Source organism: Paenibacillus sp. YPG26 (genome assembly GCF_023704175.1).
Taxonomy (GTDB): domain Bacteria; phylum Bacillota; class Bacilli; order Paenibacillales; family Paenibacillaceae; genus Fontibacillus.
In genome coordinates, this window is the sequence record NZ_CP084530.1 from 2,190,748 (window position 1) to 2,208,272 (window position 17,525).

The 17,525-nt window shown below is 48.2% G+C and carries 15 protein-coding genes; 9 read left to right on the forward strand and 6 right to left on the reverse strand.

The window, feature by feature from the left end; translation table 11 throughout:
• Positions 1–7 precede the first annotated feature (7 nt).
• From LDO05_RS10300 to LDO05_RS10310, 3 genes are all read right to left on the reverse strand, one after another.
• Positions 8–2,602: a chemotaxis protein CheW gene (locus LDO05_RS10300; RefSeq protein ID WP_251375316.1), complete on the reverse strand. Its 2,595-nt coding sequence runs from the start codon at positions 2,600–2,602 to the stop codon at positions 8–10.
• A 10-nt stretch (positions 2,603–2,612) separates the two neighbouring features.
• Positions 2,613–3,062, reverse strand: a complete 450-nt coding sequence (locus tag LDO05_RS10305) for a chemotaxis protein CheW (protein WP_251375317.1) — start codon at positions 3,060–3,062, stop codon at positions 2,613–2,615.
• A 283-nt stretch (positions 3,063–3,345) separates the two neighbouring features.
• Complete coding sequence (locus LDO05_RS10310; RefSeq protein ID WP_251375318.1) at positions 3,346–3,771, reverse strand: hypothetical protein; 426 nt, start codon at positions 3,769–3,771, stop codon at positions 3,346–3,348.
• 219 nt (positions 3,772–3,990) lie between these two features.
• On the opposite strand from LDO05_RS10310, the gene LDO05_RS10315 reads away from it, so the two are divergent.
• Genes LDO05_RS10315 through cntE form a run of 9 tightly spaced genes read left to right on the forward strand, consistent with a single transcriptional unit; the run spans position 3,991 to position 13,184 of the window.
• Positions 3,991–4,824: a histidine racemase CntK family protein gene (locus LDO05_RS10315; RefSeq protein WP_251375319.1), complete on the forward strand. Its 834-nt coding sequence runs from the start codon at positions 3,991–3,993 to the stop codon at positions 4,822–4,824.
• A 28-nt stretch (positions 4,825–4,852) separates the two neighbouring features.
• Positions 4,853–5,677, forward strand: a complete 825-nt coding sequence (locus LDO05_RS10320) for an SAM-dependent methyltransferase (protein ID WP_251375320.1) — start codon at positions 4,853–4,855, stop codon at positions 5,675–5,677.
• Positions 5,674–6,993 (forward strand): opine metallophore biosynthesis dehydrogenase, encoded by a 1,320-nt coding sequence (locus tag LDO05_RS10325; RefSeq protein WP_251375321.1) that lies wholly within the window; start codon positions 5,674–5,676, stop codon positions 6,991–6,993. The genes LDO05_RS10320 and LDO05_RS10325 overlap by 4 nt, the downstream gene beginning before the upstream one ends.
• Positions 6,980–8,587 carry a staphylopine-dependent metal ABC transporter substrate-binding lipoprotein gene (gene cntA / locus LDO05_RS10330; RefSeq protein WP_276575504.1) on the forward strand — a complete coding sequence of 536 codons (1,608 nt, stop codon included), beginning with the start codon at positions 6,980–6,982 and terminating at the stop codon, positions 8,585–8,587. Before LDO05_RS10325 ends, cntA begins: the two co-directional genes overlap by 14 nt.
• On the forward strand, positions 8,584–9,516 hold the full coding sequence (opp1B, locus tag LDO05_RS10335; RefSeq protein WP_251375323.1) for a nickel/cobalt ABC transporter permease: 933 nt from the start codon (positions 8,584–8,586) through the stop codon (positions 9,514–9,516). Before cntA ends, opp1B begins: the two co-directional genes overlap by 4 nt.
• Positions 9,517–10,410 carry a staphylopine uptake ABC transporter permease subunit CntC gene (gene cntC / locus LDO05_RS10340; RefSeq protein WP_251375324.1) on the forward strand — a complete coding sequence of 298 codons (894 nt, stop codon included), beginning with the start codon at positions 9,517–9,519 and terminating at the stop codon, positions 10,408–10,410.
• A gap of 1 nt (position 10,411) precedes the next feature.
• Positions 10,412–11,239, forward strand: coding sequence for a staphylopine uptake ABC transporter ATP-binding protein CntD (gene cntD / locus LDO05_RS10345; protein ID WP_251375325.1), 828 nt, complete (start codon positions 10,412–10,414; stop codon positions 11,237–11,239).
• Positions 11,226–11,969 carry an ABC transporter ATP-binding protein gene (locus LDO05_RS10350; RefSeq protein WP_251378697.1) on the forward strand — a complete coding sequence of 248 codons (744 nt, stop codon included), beginning with the start codon at positions 11,226–11,228 and terminating at the stop codon, positions 11,967–11,969. The genes cntD and LDO05_RS10350 overlap by 14 nt, the downstream gene beginning before the upstream one ends.
• A gap of 27 nt (positions 11,970–11,996) precedes the next feature.
• On the forward strand, positions 11,997–13,184 hold the full coding sequence (gene cntE, locus LDO05_RS10355; RefSeq protein ID WP_251378698.1) for a staphylopine family metallophore export MFS transporter CntE: 1,188 nt from the start codon (positions 11,997–11,999) through the stop codon (positions 13,182–13,184).
• A 107-nt stretch (positions 13,185–13,291) separates the two neighbouring features.
• Here cntE and LDO05_RS10360 read toward each other — a convergent pair whose 3' ends face one another.
• The 3 genes from LDO05_RS10360 to LDO05_RS10370 form a co-directional block, all read right to left on the reverse strand.
• Positions 13,292–13,543, reverse strand: coding sequence for a YolD-like family protein (locus tag LDO05_RS10360; protein WP_251375326.1), 252 nt, complete (start codon positions 13,541–13,543; stop codon positions 13,292–13,294).
• A gap of 199 nt (positions 13,544–13,742) precedes the next feature.
• Positions 13,743–15,464 carry an assimilatory sulfite reductase (NADPH) hemoprotein subunit gene (gene cysI / locus LDO05_RS10365; protein ID WP_251375327.1) on the reverse strand — a complete coding sequence of 574 codons (1,722 nt, stop codon included), beginning with the start codon at positions 15,462–15,464 and terminating at the stop codon, positions 13,743–13,745.
• A gap of 38 nt (positions 15,465–15,502) precedes the next feature.
• Positions 15,503–17,341: an assimilatory sulfite reductase (NADPH) flavoprotein subunit gene (locus LDO05_RS10370; protein WP_251375328.1), complete on the reverse strand. Its 1,839-nt coding sequence runs from the start codon at positions 17,339–17,341 to the stop codon at positions 15,503–15,505.
• Positions 17,342–17,525 lie beyond the last annotated feature (184 nt).

Below are 17,525 nucleotides of genomic sequence, written 5' to 3' on the forward strand. Positions count from 1 at the left end.
CAGCCTCCTAGTAAATGTTGTGGTTTGAATGAGTGACGGGTTCTTTTAGGTCTTCTACTTCCATGGCGGCCAGAATTCTATCAAATTCCAGCATTAGCACCACTCTATCGTCTAATTTACATATCCCTTTAATAAGATTGGTCCGGTTATAATGGCTGAACTCCTTGGGCTGTTCAATCATTAGATGGTTCGTTTTTAATACCTGTGTGACTTCGTCTACCAAAAATCCAACATCCTGCGTGTCATTCTCAACTACAATAATTCTGGATTTCTTGGTGCGCTGTGTGCTTGGCAGATTGAATCTTATTCTCAGGTCCATGACAGGGAGCATAGTCCCTCTTAAGTTGATAACTCCCAGCAGATGCTCCGGTGTGTCTACCACTTGTGTGATAGGAGGGACGGAGATAATATCCTTCGCCCGCTGAATCTCAAGACCGTATTCTTCCGCGCCCAGCTTGAACGTTACCAGCTGTCTTTCATCCTCAAGCTCCCGCTTGACGTTCTGGTGATCATGATCAAGCTCCTGCGTGCCATGCTCCCGAACCACTGTGGATATATCGAGAATCAAGGCCACATTTCCATCTCCCATAATCGTAGCTCCTGCTATGAATGGAGGTGAGCCAATGTACGGCCCAAGGGATTTGATCACAATCTCCTGGTTCCCGATCATCTTGTCCGCAATGATACCGATTCGCTTGTCTGCAATCCCGACTACGATCACGAATTCCCTTTTCTTGGTCTCCAGATCCTGCTGGTCTGCAATGCCTAACCGTTCCTTCATCCTCACAAGAGGAAGGACTCTTCCCCTAACCATCCCTACCTCCTGGTCCTTGACCATTTGAATCTCATCTCTGTTTAATCGAATGATCTCCAGTACATTCACTAATGGGATCGCAAATGTTTTTGGACCGAATTTGACCAATAAGGATCGGATGATAGCAAGGGTCAGCGGAAGCTTGATTGTAAATGTTGTTCCACGTCCGACAACGGACTCAATATCAATAATCCCGTTAAGCTTCTCAATATGGGATCTAACAATATCCATGCCGACGCCTCGTCCTGAAATGTCGGTAATTCGCTCCGCTGTGGATATGCCAGATTTGAAAATAAGGAACATGGAATCCTTGTCGCTCAGCCTCCTTGCTTCTTCCTCACTGATCATCCCCTTCTCAACCGATGTTTGTCTGATCTTGGCCGGATCAATCCCTTTTCCATCGTCAATAATGGAGATGACAATATGATTCTCTTCATGGGCCGCACGCAGAATAACCTTGCCTTTGACAGGCTTCCCGAGTCTCTCTCGTTCCTCCGGGCTCTCAATCCCGTGATCCACCGCATTCCTTAACAAGTGAATGATCGGGTCACTGATCTCTTCGATCAGAGTGCGATCCAGCTCGGTCTCCTTCCCCTGCATGACGAATTCAATGTCCTTACTCGCTTTGATCGCTGTGTCCCTTACCATTCTTGGGAATCGGTTGAACAGCTGCTCAATCGGCAGCATTCTCGTCTTCATCATGCCTTCTTGAAGCTCTGTAATAACCCGGCTGAGATGATTGGTCACTTCATCCAATACTTCATATTCACCCTCAAGATTGGACTCGCGATTGGCAAACCGTCCCCGGACATCAACAAGCCGCGTCTGATCGATCACCAGCTCCCCGACCAAGTTCATTAGATGCTCCAGCTTGTCTACATCCACTCTGACTGTCGGGTTGATCTTCGCCTTAGGCTGAAGAGCCTTCTCCTCGGGGGCTGCTTGTCTATTCATGATCTGGGATGAAGCTGCACCCTTACCTTTCATTTCAGCAACGGTCCTCACCTCTGAACTTACGCCAGTCTCCGTTATTTCATTGATGTCAACTAGCCGGATATCTGAAATCTGGTTAATATTCTCCAGCAGTTCCTGCTTCGTTTGCATGGTTAGAAGGACAAACACCATTTCCCCGTCAAAACCTTCGTCCTTCTCCATAACCTCGAGAGCCGGAGAAGCAGCGATGATCTCACCAGCCTCCTTCAGATTGTTGTGAATAAGAAGGGCTCTTACATTTTTCATCAAGGCGTCTTGAACCAGCTTGATTGTAATCTCAAGCGCATGGTAACCCGCATAGATTCCGTTCAAGATCACATTCTTATGACATTCTTCCAGTCTGATCGAGAGCCTGTCCTGCTTCTGCATATCACTTCGCACGCTTCTAGGCGGCGAACTGGGCATTTGTCCATCGCTAAATTTCCCAAGCTGCTGTATGAACGGCTGAATGTCAATTTCCTCAAGCTTTCCGTTCACAATGGCATCTTTCAGCTTTTTGATAAAATCAATACTGTCAAATATGACATTGATCAGCTCTGGCGTAACCTCTAATTTCGACTGGCGAATCTGATCAAAAATGTTCTCTAGGTGATGAGTAAAGTCTTTCATTTTCTCAAAGCCCATCGAAGCCGAAGAGCCTTTCAAAGTATGCGCAGCCCTGAAAATATTCTGGATTGTCTCGCAACTTCCGGGGTCTTTCTCCAAATGTAATATTTCCGTATCTAAAATCAGTAATTGCTCATCAACCTCATCCAGGAACACACCCAGATAGGTGGATATATCAAATTCAGGCATAAGACAACTCCTAACTTAAATCGTGATGGTCATACAGCACTTTATTGAGATTCAAGACACCTATGACCTGACCTTCATTCTTCGCAAAACCCAAAAACATATCTTCTTCCAGTGCCTGTCCGGGCATGGGCTCTACATCATCTTCGTCGAATTTGGTTACCATGCTGACCTCTTCAACCATCAGACCGATGTTCTCATTGTCCCCTTGAACAATGACTACACGATTCTTTTTGTGCTTGGTTGGAAGAGGCAGATTGAATCTCTTGTGCATATTGACGACAGGGATAATACTTCCTCTTAAATTGATTACACCCTCAATGACTTCACTAATTCCAGGTACGCTAGTAATGGAAGGTACTCTCAGGATTTCAACAACTTCTTCAATCGATAGAGAATACAATTGACTGTTAATGGAGAATACAACAAACTGCACTCCGCCGATTTGACTTGTGACGGTCACTCCGATCGCCTCCTTATGTGGGAGTAATATAACTTGATTGTGAATTAAAAAGGCAAATATAGGTATTGGAACGGATTCCTATTCTTAAAATATTCAAATTCGAGCGATATATAGGAATAGTGGACTATTAAGTTAAGGGACTAATGATAGATAGGAACATAGGGATGGAAAAGGGGGAATAGATTACTAGACGCCTGCTTGGCGCGCTAAAAAAAAGCCCTGTACAGGACTGAACAAGGCATACAAAGCGGTTATTTTGTTGACGTTACGTTGATGTACGACATTAATTGCGCTGCCACTTCAGGAAGATTCTCTTCAGGATGCTTTCAATAACAAAGAATGCAACCGAGCTGCTTATGGCGATAACATAATAGCAGCCCATTTCTTGTTCAAATAGTCTATTCAAGCGCTCTCTCTCACTAAGGATATAAAAAATGACAAAGGCAGCAATCCCTCCTATTCCATAAAGCAAGCAGGCCGTTATGAAGTCGTAAGCTTTAGACTTTGTTGTCATCTTTTGACTCAATAAGTCAATTAGTAATGAGAGAGGTATACCTATAAGTCCAAAAATAATCAGCAGAATAAATGTACCGAATAACACGATCATAATCCAATCTTCATGACGGAATGAGGCTGTGGCAACAAACATGGTTACGCATATGCTCGTAATTATGGCTGACAGCAGCTTGATTAATAATCGCTGTTTCATGTCACTCTCCTTAGATAATGTAGTTCCAAATGCGGTTCTCAATGATTAATATTACATAAAAATACAGACATGGGATAATCTACCATGGAACATTTACAAATACATGTTGACGGACTCCCATTAATTGGGTATGATCTCATTAAATTTATTCGTAATATTTACGATTAGACAGAAAGGTGATCTGATGAGTCCATTCAAAGTATTAAGAAGGTACGTGAAATGAAACGGGAGATCGATTTCGTGAAATTCAATCCTACACAGAATATGACGATTCTTGTGAAGACAAAGCATGCGCCAGAAGAGCATACACCCATTGCTTCCAGAATGATGTCCTATGATCATGTGTACGCCGAACAGGTAGGTTTTATTGAGGAACCCCGAAAGCATGAGGCCGCAGTCCATCTTCAAATGGCGGGGGGTGAGTTCTGTGGCAACGCTTGTATGGCATTAGCCGCTTATCTGGCTTCCGAGCAAGGAAGCGGCAGTCACGAGATGACAGAAATCGTATTGGAAGCGTCGGGAATAGATCAGCTTGTCACCTGTCAGGTCAAAACCACCCCAGACAAGTACTTCGTTCAAGTCGCTATGCCTGTACCCTCAACAGTAGAGCTAAAGACTGTGAAGTACGACGGGGAAGCCCTTCGCCTTGTCATTGTAAGGTATAGGGACTTTGTTCATATTGTGATTGAAGTTGAACAATTCAGCGCTCACATGAGACAAACGGCCGAGGGCTTGGCAAGGCTGCTTGGTGTAATTATGGATGCGAGTTTGATCGGGATTCTGCTGTTCAAGCCGGATTCCGATGAACTGGCCCCGCTCATCTATGTTCCCCGGCTGGACAGTATGATCTGGGAAAGGGGCTGTGGATCTGGCACGGCTTCAATTGGTGCCTATCTTGCATGGAAGAACAAGCGCGAGATTACTCTCCCGGTTATGCAGCCTGGCGGCACAATCCATGTAACTGCCAACTGGACGAATGACGGGATTACAGCCATAAGCATAGAGGGAACCGTTGGAATTGTGGCTCAGGGTAAGGCTTTTATTGAAGTATAGCTAATTATAATCTGCAGGAGGTAAGTGAATGGAGATCAGACAGTTTTACCAACAATTAGCGTATTTTCAGGAGAAGTTCGGCATACTTGCTGAACAATACGATGGAACCCTGCATCCCAGCACAGAGCTGGAGACGATTATTGACGAATACTCCACATTTGTAACCCGTGAGGACTACCGGAAGATCTGGATCGAGGCCGTGCACCAGGCACCCCTTGAGCTGTTACATAAGATAGAGAAATTAAGAAGTTCGTCAGCACTGTGTGTTGAGATTATGGAGAAATACCGGGCCTTGAAGCTGCTGAAAGGAGCGTCAGAACGAACCGATTATTTCCATAACATCGAAGCCTGCATTGAGAAAGAGTTCGGCAGCTTTCACGTCACAGCCGACTCCAAAGTGGTCATGGTAGGATCGGGATCCTTCCCAATGACCCCGCTGTTAATTGCCAAGCGAACCGGTGCCAGGGTAACCGGGATTGATATTGATGAGGAAGCCATAGAGCTTGGGCGGAGAGTCATTGACAGGCTGGGAGATGGGCTGGATATCACGCTGGAGCAGGTTACACTTGAACAACTTGCAGCCACCCGGGACGCCACACACATCATTTTCAGCTCGACAATTCCAAATAAATATGAGCTGTTAGATCAGCTCCATCCCATTACCCAGGAGCAGGTCGTCGTAGCCATGAGATACGGAGATCAGTTGAAATCCTTGTTCAACTATCCTATGAGGGAAGTCGACGAACACAAATGGCGGCTCGTCCAGAATGTGATACAGCCTTCCCATGTGTTTGATATCGCGCTGTATCAGCATGCCGTATCCCAAGCTGACAACCTGAGGAGGTCAGAATGAGTGTAATGAAGCGCATCCTGATTGCTGGAACTGGCCCCACTTCCGTTCAAATGGCTGTATCTCTGAAGACACATTTGAATTGCTGTGTTGGCATTGCCGGTCGCCAATCGGTCCGCTCAGACCCATTTTTTGCCGAGGTTAAGAAGAATAATCACGTCCTCCGGGCAGACATACAGAATGAACAACACCGCAAGCTGCAGGGGGAGTGCTGTATTGACCATGTGTTTCATGGATATGGAAGCATTCATGGAGAATGGGATACCGTTATTCTATCCGTAACCGCGGATGCTTACATCGAGGTACTGACCCAGCTCAAGGATGAACTGCTGCACCAGCTCCGGTGTGTGGTCCTGCTCTCCCCCACTTTTGGCTCGTGTGCTTTGGTTCGCGGCTTCATGATGGAGCGGCATTCTGACGCTGAGGTGATCAGCTTCTCCACCTATTTGGGGGATACCCGCTGGGCACAGGGCTGCCCGTCCAATCATGTGATCACAACGGCCGTGAAGAGAAAGGTGTTCATCGGATCAACGCACGCTCCCTCCTTTCATCTCGAGAAGTTTGGAGAATTATTTGGACAATTAGGGATCGCCCTGGAAGTAATGAAATCGCCAATTGAAGCGGAGACGAGGAATATTTCTTTGTATGTCCATCCTCCCCTGTTCATGAATGAATTCTCACTTGGCATCATATTCGGCGGCGATCTGCCAAGCAGGAAATATGTGTATAAGCTCTTCCCTGAAGGGCCGATCACACAGGGATTGATCCGCAGTATGCTCACCTTGTGGAAAGAAATATCAGCAGTTATTGGGAAGCTGAACTTGGAGGGTGTCAATCTGCTGAAATTCATGACTGACGATAACTACCCGGTGCGGCCAGAGAGCTTAACCCGCCATGATATTGATCAATTTATGCATTTGGAAGCCATTCATCAAGAATACCTGCTCTACGTCCGGTATGCCTCCCTGCTGATTGATCCTTTCTCAGAGCCGGACCCGGATGGGAGATATTTCGATTTCTCGGCAGTCCCCATTCCACGAATATTCAGCAATAAGGAAGGACTTTGGGACATTCCCCGTATGCCTAAGGAAGATTACTACCGTCTCAAGATCATTCAGGGGATTGCAAGACATTTGGACTCGGCTTGTCCGGCAATTGACCATTTCATCGGCATCTATGAGCGCACAATCTCGGAGACCGCGTTGTCACTGGGAGGTGAGCCCTTGTCAGAAGCCTTTGTCGTCCAAAGCTTTGACAAGGACATTAAGCGGATTTGCAAGGAAATTCAGCACTGGAGGAATGAACATGTTGAGAAATAGGACTATTATGATTACTACCATAATCTTAGCCATGGCGCTGCTTGCTGGCTGCAGCGGAGGCTCGGCGGCTGAGAGCAAGACGGTGAACAAAGTTCAGGAGCTGGTCTATGCCACATCCAAGGACATTAATGATATGAATCCCCACTTATACGGGGGCTCTATGCCGGCACAAGGCATGGTATATGAGTCATTGGTTGAGAACACGCAAGAAGGTATCAAGCCCCTGCTCGCTGAGTCCTGGGATATCTCCGAAGACGGGAGAATCTACACCTTTCACCTGAAGAAAAATGTGAAATTCCACGATGGGGAACCCTTTAACGCGGATGCCGTGACCCGAAATATTGAAGCCGTTCAAAGCAATGCGGCTAAGCATTCCTGGATTAAGCTGTCAACCAAAATTAAAAGCGTCCGCGCGGTAAGTGAGTACGATGTCCAATTAGAGTTGACTGAACCTTATTATCCGGCGCTGCTTGAGCTGGCGATGACCAGACCCTATGTATTCCTGTCACCTAAGGACTTCGAGAATGGCGGAACGAAGGATGGAGTAAGAGGTTATAACGGAACCGGCCCCTACAAGCTTGCTGAGCATAAGACCGATCAATATGCCGTCTTTGAAGCCAATGAGCATTATTGGGGTGGGACTCCCAAAGTCAAGAAAGTTACAGCTAAAGTACTTCCAGCAGGTGAGACCACATTCCTTGCTCTGCAAAAAGGAGAGGTCAATTTCATCTTCACGGATGACCGGGGCGCTGACAGCATCGATGTGGAAGCGATGAAGCAGCTGGCGGACACGGGCGACTACCAGATTGTCACAAGCGAGCCGATGAATACGAAACTGATCGTGGCCAACAGCAGCAAGGCAGGTAGTCCTGTGCAGGAGAAAGCCGTTCGCGAGGCGCTATGGTACTCCATCGACAGGGACACCATCAGAGAACAGATTGTTCAAGGCACCGAGACCACCGCGAACACCTTGTTCTCCACCAATGTCAATTATGCCAATGTGGAGCTGAAGCAGCGGGATTATAATCTGGACACAGCGGGCAAGCTTCTGGAACAAGCGGGCTGGACCCTTGATGCTGGAACTGGAATCAGAAGCAAATCAGGCCATAAATTGATCATGAAGCTATACTACGACGCCAATTCTTCTTCGCAAAAAACACAAGCCGAGTTCATCCAAAGCACAGCCAAGCAGATCGGCATCAGCCTGGAGCTTGCGGGTGAAGAATCCTCTTCTATCGCCAAAAGAAGAGCATCGGGAGACTACGATTTGCTGTTCAATCAAACCTGGGGGCTGGCGTACGATCCGCAGAGTACGATCAGTGCATTTACCTCTGAGGCATCCTACTACCACACTACCAGAGACATCATTAGAGCAGGTGAGCTGTACAAGAAGATTGATGAGGTCATGGTATCCAGGGATGAGGCAGTTCGAAAGTCATTATACGCGGATATTCTGCAAATTGTTCATGATGAGGCGCTGTTCATTCCTATTACGAACGGGCGCGTTACCGTAGTCGCTCCACGAAGCCTGAACGGTATTTCATTCAAGCAGACCCAATTTGAGCTGCCATTTGAACAAATGTACTTTAAATGAGCCGCTATATCTTGATGAGAGTGCTTCTCTCCATCCCTTTACTAGTCATCATCTCGTTTCTTACCTTTGTCCTTTACAATCTGACACCCTCTAACCCGGCCGAATTCGTATTACAAGCACAGGGTGTCCCCGTGATTACGAGCGGGTTAATCGCCGAGACCGAGAAAGCGCTCGGCTTGGATCAGCCATTTTTTCTGCGTTATTTGAAATGGTTCATTTCCTGCCTGCAGCTTGATTTCGGCAGCTCCTACGTGACCTCACAACCGGTGTGGTCACTGCTAGGTCCTGCTCTCCTCAACACATTCAAGCTGACCATAGTATCCATTACAGCCATTATTGCGGTATCTCTGCTGCTTGGCATTATCTGTGCATTAAGACAAGGGAGAATGCTGGACACATCTGTCCGGGGAATCGCCTTTCTTATGACCTCCACCCCCTCCTATTGTCTGGCCGCACTTCTAATATGGTATTTCTCTGTAAAGCTGGACCTGCTGCCAACCAGCGGCATGGATTCCTATGCAAGCTATGTCCTGCCAGCCTCGGTAATTACGATTAGTTATGCAGGGATTTATTTCAGAATCATCAGAAGCTCGATCATCAGTAATCTGAACGAAGATTATGTGCTGTACGGCAGGGCCTGCGGTTTAAGCGGTTATACAATCACCCTTCATTTGTTACGAAATTCATTGCATACCGCCCTGTCTGTGTTCGGCATGGCCATCCCGGTAATCCTGGGGAGCACGGTCGTTGTGGAGAACCTGTTCGCTTGGCCCGGACTTGGAACGCTTAGTGTCAGAGCTATTCTAAGCCGGGATTTCCCGGTCATTCAGGCGTATGTGCTTGTCCTTGCAGCGGCCTTCGTCCTGTTCAATACCTTATCTGACATTATGAGCGTGATGCTGAACCCCAAGCTAAGGAAGGATCTGTAGATGAGAATTATTAGACAAATAAGCAGAGACAAAATAGCTGCACTGTGCTTATTCATGATTACAGCAACCCTGCTTGCTGGCATCTTTGCTCCCATAGTTGCACCTAATGACCCTCAGGAAGTACATATGGAGCTGCGTTTCGCAGCCCCTTCCTGGGAATATGGACTAGGCAACGATCAACTTGGTCGCTGTATTCTGTCTCGGTTAATCTATGGGATCCGCCCTAGTGTACTCTGGGTGCTGGCCGCTCTGGCCATATCCGTAGGAATTGGAACGATGGTAGGTTTGGTTGCGGGCTACTTTAGGGGCGTTACGGATGCCATCCTGATGAGGATATGCGATATTATGCTTTCTTTTCCGGGCTATGTCATGGTACTGGCTACCATTGCTATTCTGGGCGTAGGACTGGAAAGTATTCTTGTTGCTTTTATTCTAATGAAATGGGCATGGTTTGCCCGCATGATCAGAGCCACAGTTATGCAATTAACAGATACCGAGTATGTAATGTTCTCCAAAGCAATCGGGCAGAGCAGCATGAAGATCATGATGAAGCATATTGTTCCCGTCTCACTGCCGGACATTGCTGTCATCTCAAGCAGTTCTTTTGGGTCTATGATTATGCAAATTTCGGGTTTCTCTTTCCTTGGGCTGGGCATCCAGGCTCCCGGAGCGGAATGGGGAATGATGCTTAACGAGGCAAGAGCCGTAATGTTCTCAAGGCCTGAGCTTATGCTGGCCCCGGGTATCGCGATAATCACGCTTGTCTCGGCTGTCAACTTTTTGTCGGACGCGCTTCAGACCGCTCTTGACCCAAAGCTCGCAACCACACGGTATCTGATGAAGGATGAAGCCTATCAGGCGGACAGGAAGCTTCAAGCGAAGGAGGTGATCTGACTTGTCCAAGAACATTCTGGAAGTCTCTAACCTGCAAATATTGGATAGCCTGACCGGCAAGAAGCTGGTTCATGACAGCACCTTCCAGCTTGCACATGGCAGCTGCCTAGGCATTGTCGGGGAGAGCGGCAGCGGCAAGTCCCTGACCTGCAGAGCCATATCAAGATTGAACAAGGCCGGTCTTCGCCAATCCGGCGGCATTCGGCTTGGAGAAGTTCAACTAGCTGAACTGTCCGAGAGAGAAATGAGGAATATAAGAGGACGGCAGATCTGCATGATCGTGCAAAATGGGATGCGGGCCTTTGATCCCTCCTCTGTCATAGGTGTCCATCTTCGAGAAACGCTAACCAGGCATTTCGGCTGGAGCCGGGCAGAGATCATTACCCGAATGAAAGCGTCCATGGAGAGCGTGATGCTGAAGGACCCGATCTCGGTGATGAACAGTTACCCGCACCAGCTGTCAGGTGGCATGCTGCAGCGGGTGATGATCGCGCTGGCCCTTGTAATGGAGCCGGATGTGATCATCGCTGATGAACCGACCACGGCTCTTGATACCCTTTCACAGTTCGAGGTCATCGAACAGTTCGTTCAGTTGCGGGCAAGGATAGGCAGCTCGGTGATCTTCGTCACTCACGATCTGGGTATTGTCAGAAAAATTGCGGATGAGGTGATAGTCATGAAGGACGGTATCATTGTGGAGCAGGGACCAACTCATGATATATTCGCTAGACCGAAGCATGAATATACCCGCTGCCTGGTATCGACCAGAGCCGCGCTGAATCAGCACTTCAAGGAGATCATGGGAGGTGTGAGCCATACTGATTGTTGAGCATGTTGACAAGTCATATAAAAAAGGCGGCCTGTGGTCCAGGAATCACCAGCGGGTATTGACCAACATCAGCTTCAACTGGAAGCCGGGTGAGTGTCTTGGTATTATCGGTGAGAGCGGGAGCGGCAAATCCACTTTAGGTCGGCTGCTGCTCGGGATTGACAAGCCGGATCAAGGCCGTATTGCATGGCAAGACAGGCATGTTGGTGAACGTGGAACAAGACTTGGAAGTCTCAGCGCTGTCTTTCAGGATTATACCTCCTCTATCAATCCGTTCTATACCGTGGAACAAGCCATAGCAGAGCCATTAAAGCTGCTTAAAGTGAACCCTGGAGAGTGTCAGGCCAAGGTTGAGCAGCTGCTGCACCAGGTCGGCTTAAATTCCTCTTACCGAACTAGATATCCCCATGAGTTATCCGGCGGGGAAGCCCAGCGGGTATGTATTGCCAGAGCCCTCTCGACAGAGCCGCGATGTATTCTACTAGATGAGGCGATCAGTTCCCTGGATGGATCTGTTCAGATTCAAATCCTCGAGCTATTAAAAAGCTTGAGAGTGCTGTATAACATGGGTTATATCTTCATCACCCACGATATACAGGCCGCTGCTTATATTTGCGACAGAATAATGATCCTTAAAGACGGCCAGATCGAAGAAATAGTGCGCACTCAGCAACTGAACGACGCTCAGTCCCCTTACACGAGGAAACTGCTGCAAATGATCATTGCTTAAAGGGCATTAACGAAAGGAGTCACCATGTTGAAAGGAGCGCTGTCTTGGGCTTATCTAAGGTTATATCTATTAACGCTGCTATACTTCAGCGCTAATTCCATACTCGGTGTCATCATTCCTCTGAAGGGTGATTCGCTGGGAGCCACCAATACAACAATCGGGTTGATCATGGGAGCGTATTTGGCAACAACGATGTTGTGCAGGCCCTGGGCAGGTCTTCTCATTCATAGATACGGACCCATCAAGGTGCTTCGCTTTATACTTGTGATTAACGGCCTGGCTCTTATTATGTATTCTTTTACCGGATTGGGTGGTTATTTTGCTGCCCGCATGCTGCAGGGAATATGCACAGCTTTTTTCTCCATGGCTTTGCAGCTCGGGATTATCGACTCGCTGCCCGACAGTGACCGTTCCCAAGGCATTTCGATGTATTCACTATGTGCTTCCATGCCAGGGGTTATTGGTCCCCTGCTGGCGGTGGGGATATGGCAGAACGGAGATATGCAGATCTTCACGGCGGCAATGATTACGATTGCGATCCTGACAGGAGGCGTGGGTTATAGTGCCAGGATGGGTCCTGGTGGAACTGCCCCTGCGAAAGCTTCGGAGACACAAGGAATGACCGGGTTATCCATGCTGAAGACTTTCGGACAATTAGTCACCAACCCGCATTTATTCAAGTGCAGTGTCCTCATGCTAACCGCTTCTCTTGTGTTTGGAGCGGCCACAACCTTCATTCCTTTATATGCTGCGCAGGTTACAGGCGGCAGTGCGGCAGTCTATCTGATGCTGCAGGCGGGTACCGTGGTTGTGGCACGATTTGTCTTTAGAAAAAAGGTACCTTCAGACGGACGATGGCACCCGGGATTTATGCTCGCCATCATGCTCATTCTGGCTTCGGCGGCGCAATCGGTCAGCTATGCATCAACAGGCGGAGCCATATTCTTCTATGTAGGCGCAGTTCTGATGGGAACAGCACAGGCACTCCTCTACCCTACGTTAACCACGTATCTGACCTTTGTTCTAACGCCATCAACCCGCAATGTGCTTCTTGGATTGTTCATTGCAACGGCTGATTTAGGTGTATCGCTAGGAAGCATGCTGATGGGCCCGCTTGCGGACCTCACCTCGTATTCGGTTATGTATACGTTTTGTGCGGCTTTGGGTTTGTCGATGACTCTTGTTGCATACAACCGCCGGCGCTCTTTAATCTGAATGATCATACAAGAGCAGGAGCCCGCAATAATTGCTGGCTCCTGCTCCTGTTATGATCTGTATAAAGTTCGACTCTACGAGTCTAATCGAAATCCTCCCGGGTCACACTAATCTCTGGGATATTCAACATTCATGATGTCCATGAAGGGAACCTTGGTCAACGCTTCATTCTGCATAACATGCACCTTTCCCGTACGGGAATCCATCAGGACAATTTGTCCCCTTACCGTCTCTTCCCAGCCCCACACGGTTAAGACAATCTCCGATTTCTCCTGGAAAGCTTCAGTTAGCTGATTTCCTAATTCCTCCAACACAAACTCATCACGGGTTGGCCTCTTGGCAACCTTTGCTTTAGCCATTATATCCTCCAAATGTATAGTTAATTAAATAGATCTGATCCTTATTCTATTATACTTCTCTCTCTACTAAAAAAGGAACCTCTCTGCCAGTTCTCCCCAATGGGTATCCATCTCGTTATCTCACCCATTTATAAGAAAAGGCTGACTTCCCGGTTCAACACCAGGGAAATCAGCCTCTTTAATCTAAATTATTTTTATCCTAAGCGTGGAACTGCTGTCCGTCCAGAACCTCTGGAACATAACCGGCACGGATCACAAAGTCGCCAAGATGCTCTCCGATATTGCGCTCTTTGGCATACCGGGCAAAAATCTGCTTAAGGGAATCCAGAATTTCGGTCTCGCCGATATTCTCCTTGTACAGCTTGTTCAATCTGCTGCCCGTGAAGCTGCCTCCCAAATACATATTGTATTTACCAGGCGCTTTACCGATAAATGCCAGCTCTGCAAGCGCAGGTCTTGCACATCCATTCGGACAACCGGTCATCCGGATAACAATCTCTTCGTTCTGTAGTCCATGCTCAGCCAGAATCGGATCAATCTTATCCATCAAGGCTGGCAGATAACGCTCCGATTCGGCCATTGCCAGGCCGCAGGTTGGTAGTGCTACGCAGGCCATAGAATTTCTCCGCAGCGCGCTGTAATGATTCCCGTCAGTCAGACTGTATTCCTTGATCAAAGCTTCAATCTTCTTCTTATGCTGCTTGGCTACGTTCGAAATAATCAGGTTCTGGTTCGGTGTGAGACGGAACTCCCCGGTATGGACTTTGGCGATTTCGCGAAGCCCCGTCATCAGCGGATACCCTTCCTCATCCTGAACACGTCCATTCTGGATGAACAAGGTGAAGTGCCATTTGCCATTGCTGCCTTTCACCCAGCCATAACGATCACCATTATGGTCAAAATGGTAAGGCCTTGCTTCGGCCAGTTCCCAGCCAAGACGTGCAGTTAGTTCCTGCTTGAACCAGTCCAGGCCTCTGTCATCAATTGTATATTTGAACCGGGCGTGCTTGCGAACAGACCGGTCCCCGTAGTCTCTCTGAATAGTGACTGTCTTCTCAGCTACGTCAATCATCTGCTCTGGGGTGCAGAAGCCGATAACCTTGGACACCTGCGGATATGTCTTCGGATCTCCGTGGGTCATGCCCATTCCGCCGCCTACCGAGACATTAAATCCTTGCAGCTGGCCATCCTCAACAATTGCAATAAGTCCCAGGTCTTGAGAGAACACATCCACATCATTGTTAGGCGGAATAGCAATACCGATCTTGAACTTCCGAGGCAGATAGACATGACCATAGATCGGCTCCTGTTCTTCCCCTTCCCGGCTGTCTACAACCTTCTCCCCATCCAGCCAGATTTCATGATAAGCGCGTGAGCGCGGATCCAGATGGTCACTTACTTTGCTCGCCCAATCATACACCTCCGAATGAATCTCAGACTGATGAGGATTCGGGTTGCACATCACGTTCCGGTTCACGTCACCGCAGGCGGCAAGCGTGCTGAGCATGGATTCATTCACTTCGCGAATGGTATTCTTCAGATTCCATTTCAATACACCATGTAGCTGGAAGGATTGACGGGTAGTCAGACGAATCGTGCCGCTGGAGTATTTCTTGGCTACCCGGTCCATCATCAGCCACTGCTCAGGTGTAACTACGCCGCCAGCAGCACGCACGCGGAGCATGAATTGGTAAGCTGGCTCAAGCTTCTGCTTCGCACGTTCATTCCGAAGATCACGGTCATCCTGCATGTAGCTTCCGTGGTGCTTCATCAATCGGTTATCATCTTCAGGGATTGACCCCGTCAATGGATCTTGAAGTGTCTCTTCCAGGCTCCCGCGCAAATAGTTGCTTCTGCGCTTGATCTCTTCCACATCACTGTGCGGAGCACTGTTTGGAGACAACAAATTATTCTCGGACATCGCTGATTTCTCCTCTCGCAATCGTTGGTCTGCCCTTATTAATAGACATCCCGCTGATAACGTTTCTGCTGTTGCATTTGTGTCAAATAGTCTGCTGCTTCCTCCGGGCTGAGGCCGCCTTCTTGCTGGAGAATAGAAGCCAGTGCCGCATGAACATCATGAGCCATCTTCTTCTCGTCTCCGCACACATAGACCGCGGCGCCTTCCTGCAGCCATTGATACAGTTCCTTGCTCTTCTCCAGCATTCGGTGCTGGACGTATACTTTCTGATCGGTATCCCGGGAAAAGGCAACATCCATACGGGTCAGCACGCCATCTTTGAGCCAGCGCTGCCATTCAACCTGGTATAGGAAGTCCGTCGAGAAATGCTGATCGCCATAGAACAACCAGCTCTTGCCTTCAGCTCCGGTCTCTTCTCTCTCACCAAGGAAGGCACGGAATGGGGCAACGCCCGTACCGGGACCAATCATAATAATAGGAGTGTCGCTGCTGTCAGGCAGCTTAAAGTTCGGATTACTCTGTATAAACACTGGCAGGGTGTCACCAGCCTCTACCCGCTCGGCAAGCTGTACGGAGCACACGCCATAACGCTCTCTGCCCTGATTCTCATATCGTACAGTACGTACAGTGAGATGTACTTCATCCGGGTTCGCTTTCAAGCTGCTCGCAATTGAGTACAAGCGGGCTGGAATTTTGCGCAGAAGAGCTGTGAAGGAACGTGCGGACACGCCTTTCAGATTGAAATCCTGTACCAGGTCAAGCAGATCATGTCCTGCAAGATAAGCTCTTAGCTCTGTCTCATGTCCAGCACTTAAAAGGTTCGTCAATTCCGGATTTGAAGTAAGCTCCGCAACTTGCGTTAACAGGGGTTTGGTCAGCACGGTAATCTCGTAATAACGGAGCAATGCTTCTCGGAGAGTCTGTTCTTCTCCATTCTTGCCCACAGGGACAAGCTCTTCCGCATTCCATGCAAAAGCTTCGATAAGCTCATCCACAAGCCGTGGGTGGTTCTCAGGATATATTCCCAGGCTGTCACCTGGTTCATATTGTAGATTGGAGCCTTCAAGAGAGAGCTCGATGTGGCGAGTCTCCCGATCTGATCCACGGCCGTTCAAATTCAAATTCTCAAGGACCTCAGCGTGAAAAGGATTCGTTCTGGAGTATTCCGATTCGCCTTCAGCGGATACGGCAGTCTGGCTTGTTATTCCTGCTGGCTGAGCAGATGAACCCTCATTTAATGAGGCAAGAACTTGTGTCATCCACTCAGCTGCCGCCTCATCAAAGTCCACATCACAATCCACACGGGGAGTCAGCGGCTTGCCTCCGAGCTCTTCAAGACGCTTGTCGAAGTCCTTGCCTGTCTGACAGAAGAATTCGTACGAAGTATCGCCAAGAGCAAGAATGGAATATCGAAGACCATCCAGCTTAGGCGCTCTCTTACTATGAAGGAATTCATAGAAAGGAATCGCATTATCCGGCGGCTCACCTTCACCATGGGTGCTCACTACGATCAGGAGATTCTCAACCTTCTTGAGGTTGTTAGACTTATAACTTCCCATATCAGAGACCGTCACCTGGAATCCGTTCTCTTCCAGCTGCTTGGTCAATTTCTTCGCCAGCCGGTCACTGTTGCCTGTCTGGGATCCAAAGAGAACGGTGACCTCTTTGGAGATTGAGGGTGCAGTCTCGGTCAGCGTTGCAAGCGGAGCATTAGCAGGCGCAGAAGCTGTTGCTGCTGCAGCCGAAGCCGTACCAAGCGATGCTGCGATATAACCACCTAGCCAAATCCGCTGCGTATCCGTTAGTGTAGGCAGAAGACGATTGAGCAGATCAGCCTGCTCTTGATTAAAAGGACTGTTCGTTACCTGGAGTTCCAACAAAATCCACCTCACGTAGCATTCTAAGATTTAATTCCTAGCAATATGATCAACTTAATAAATCTACTTACTAGAACCTAACACACAAGGGATTTCCGGTCAATTTGAATGAATTTATAGGATTCATTAGTTAATCTGATAAAGTGAATTTAACGAACAAAACGGAGCGAAAATAATCGAAGCA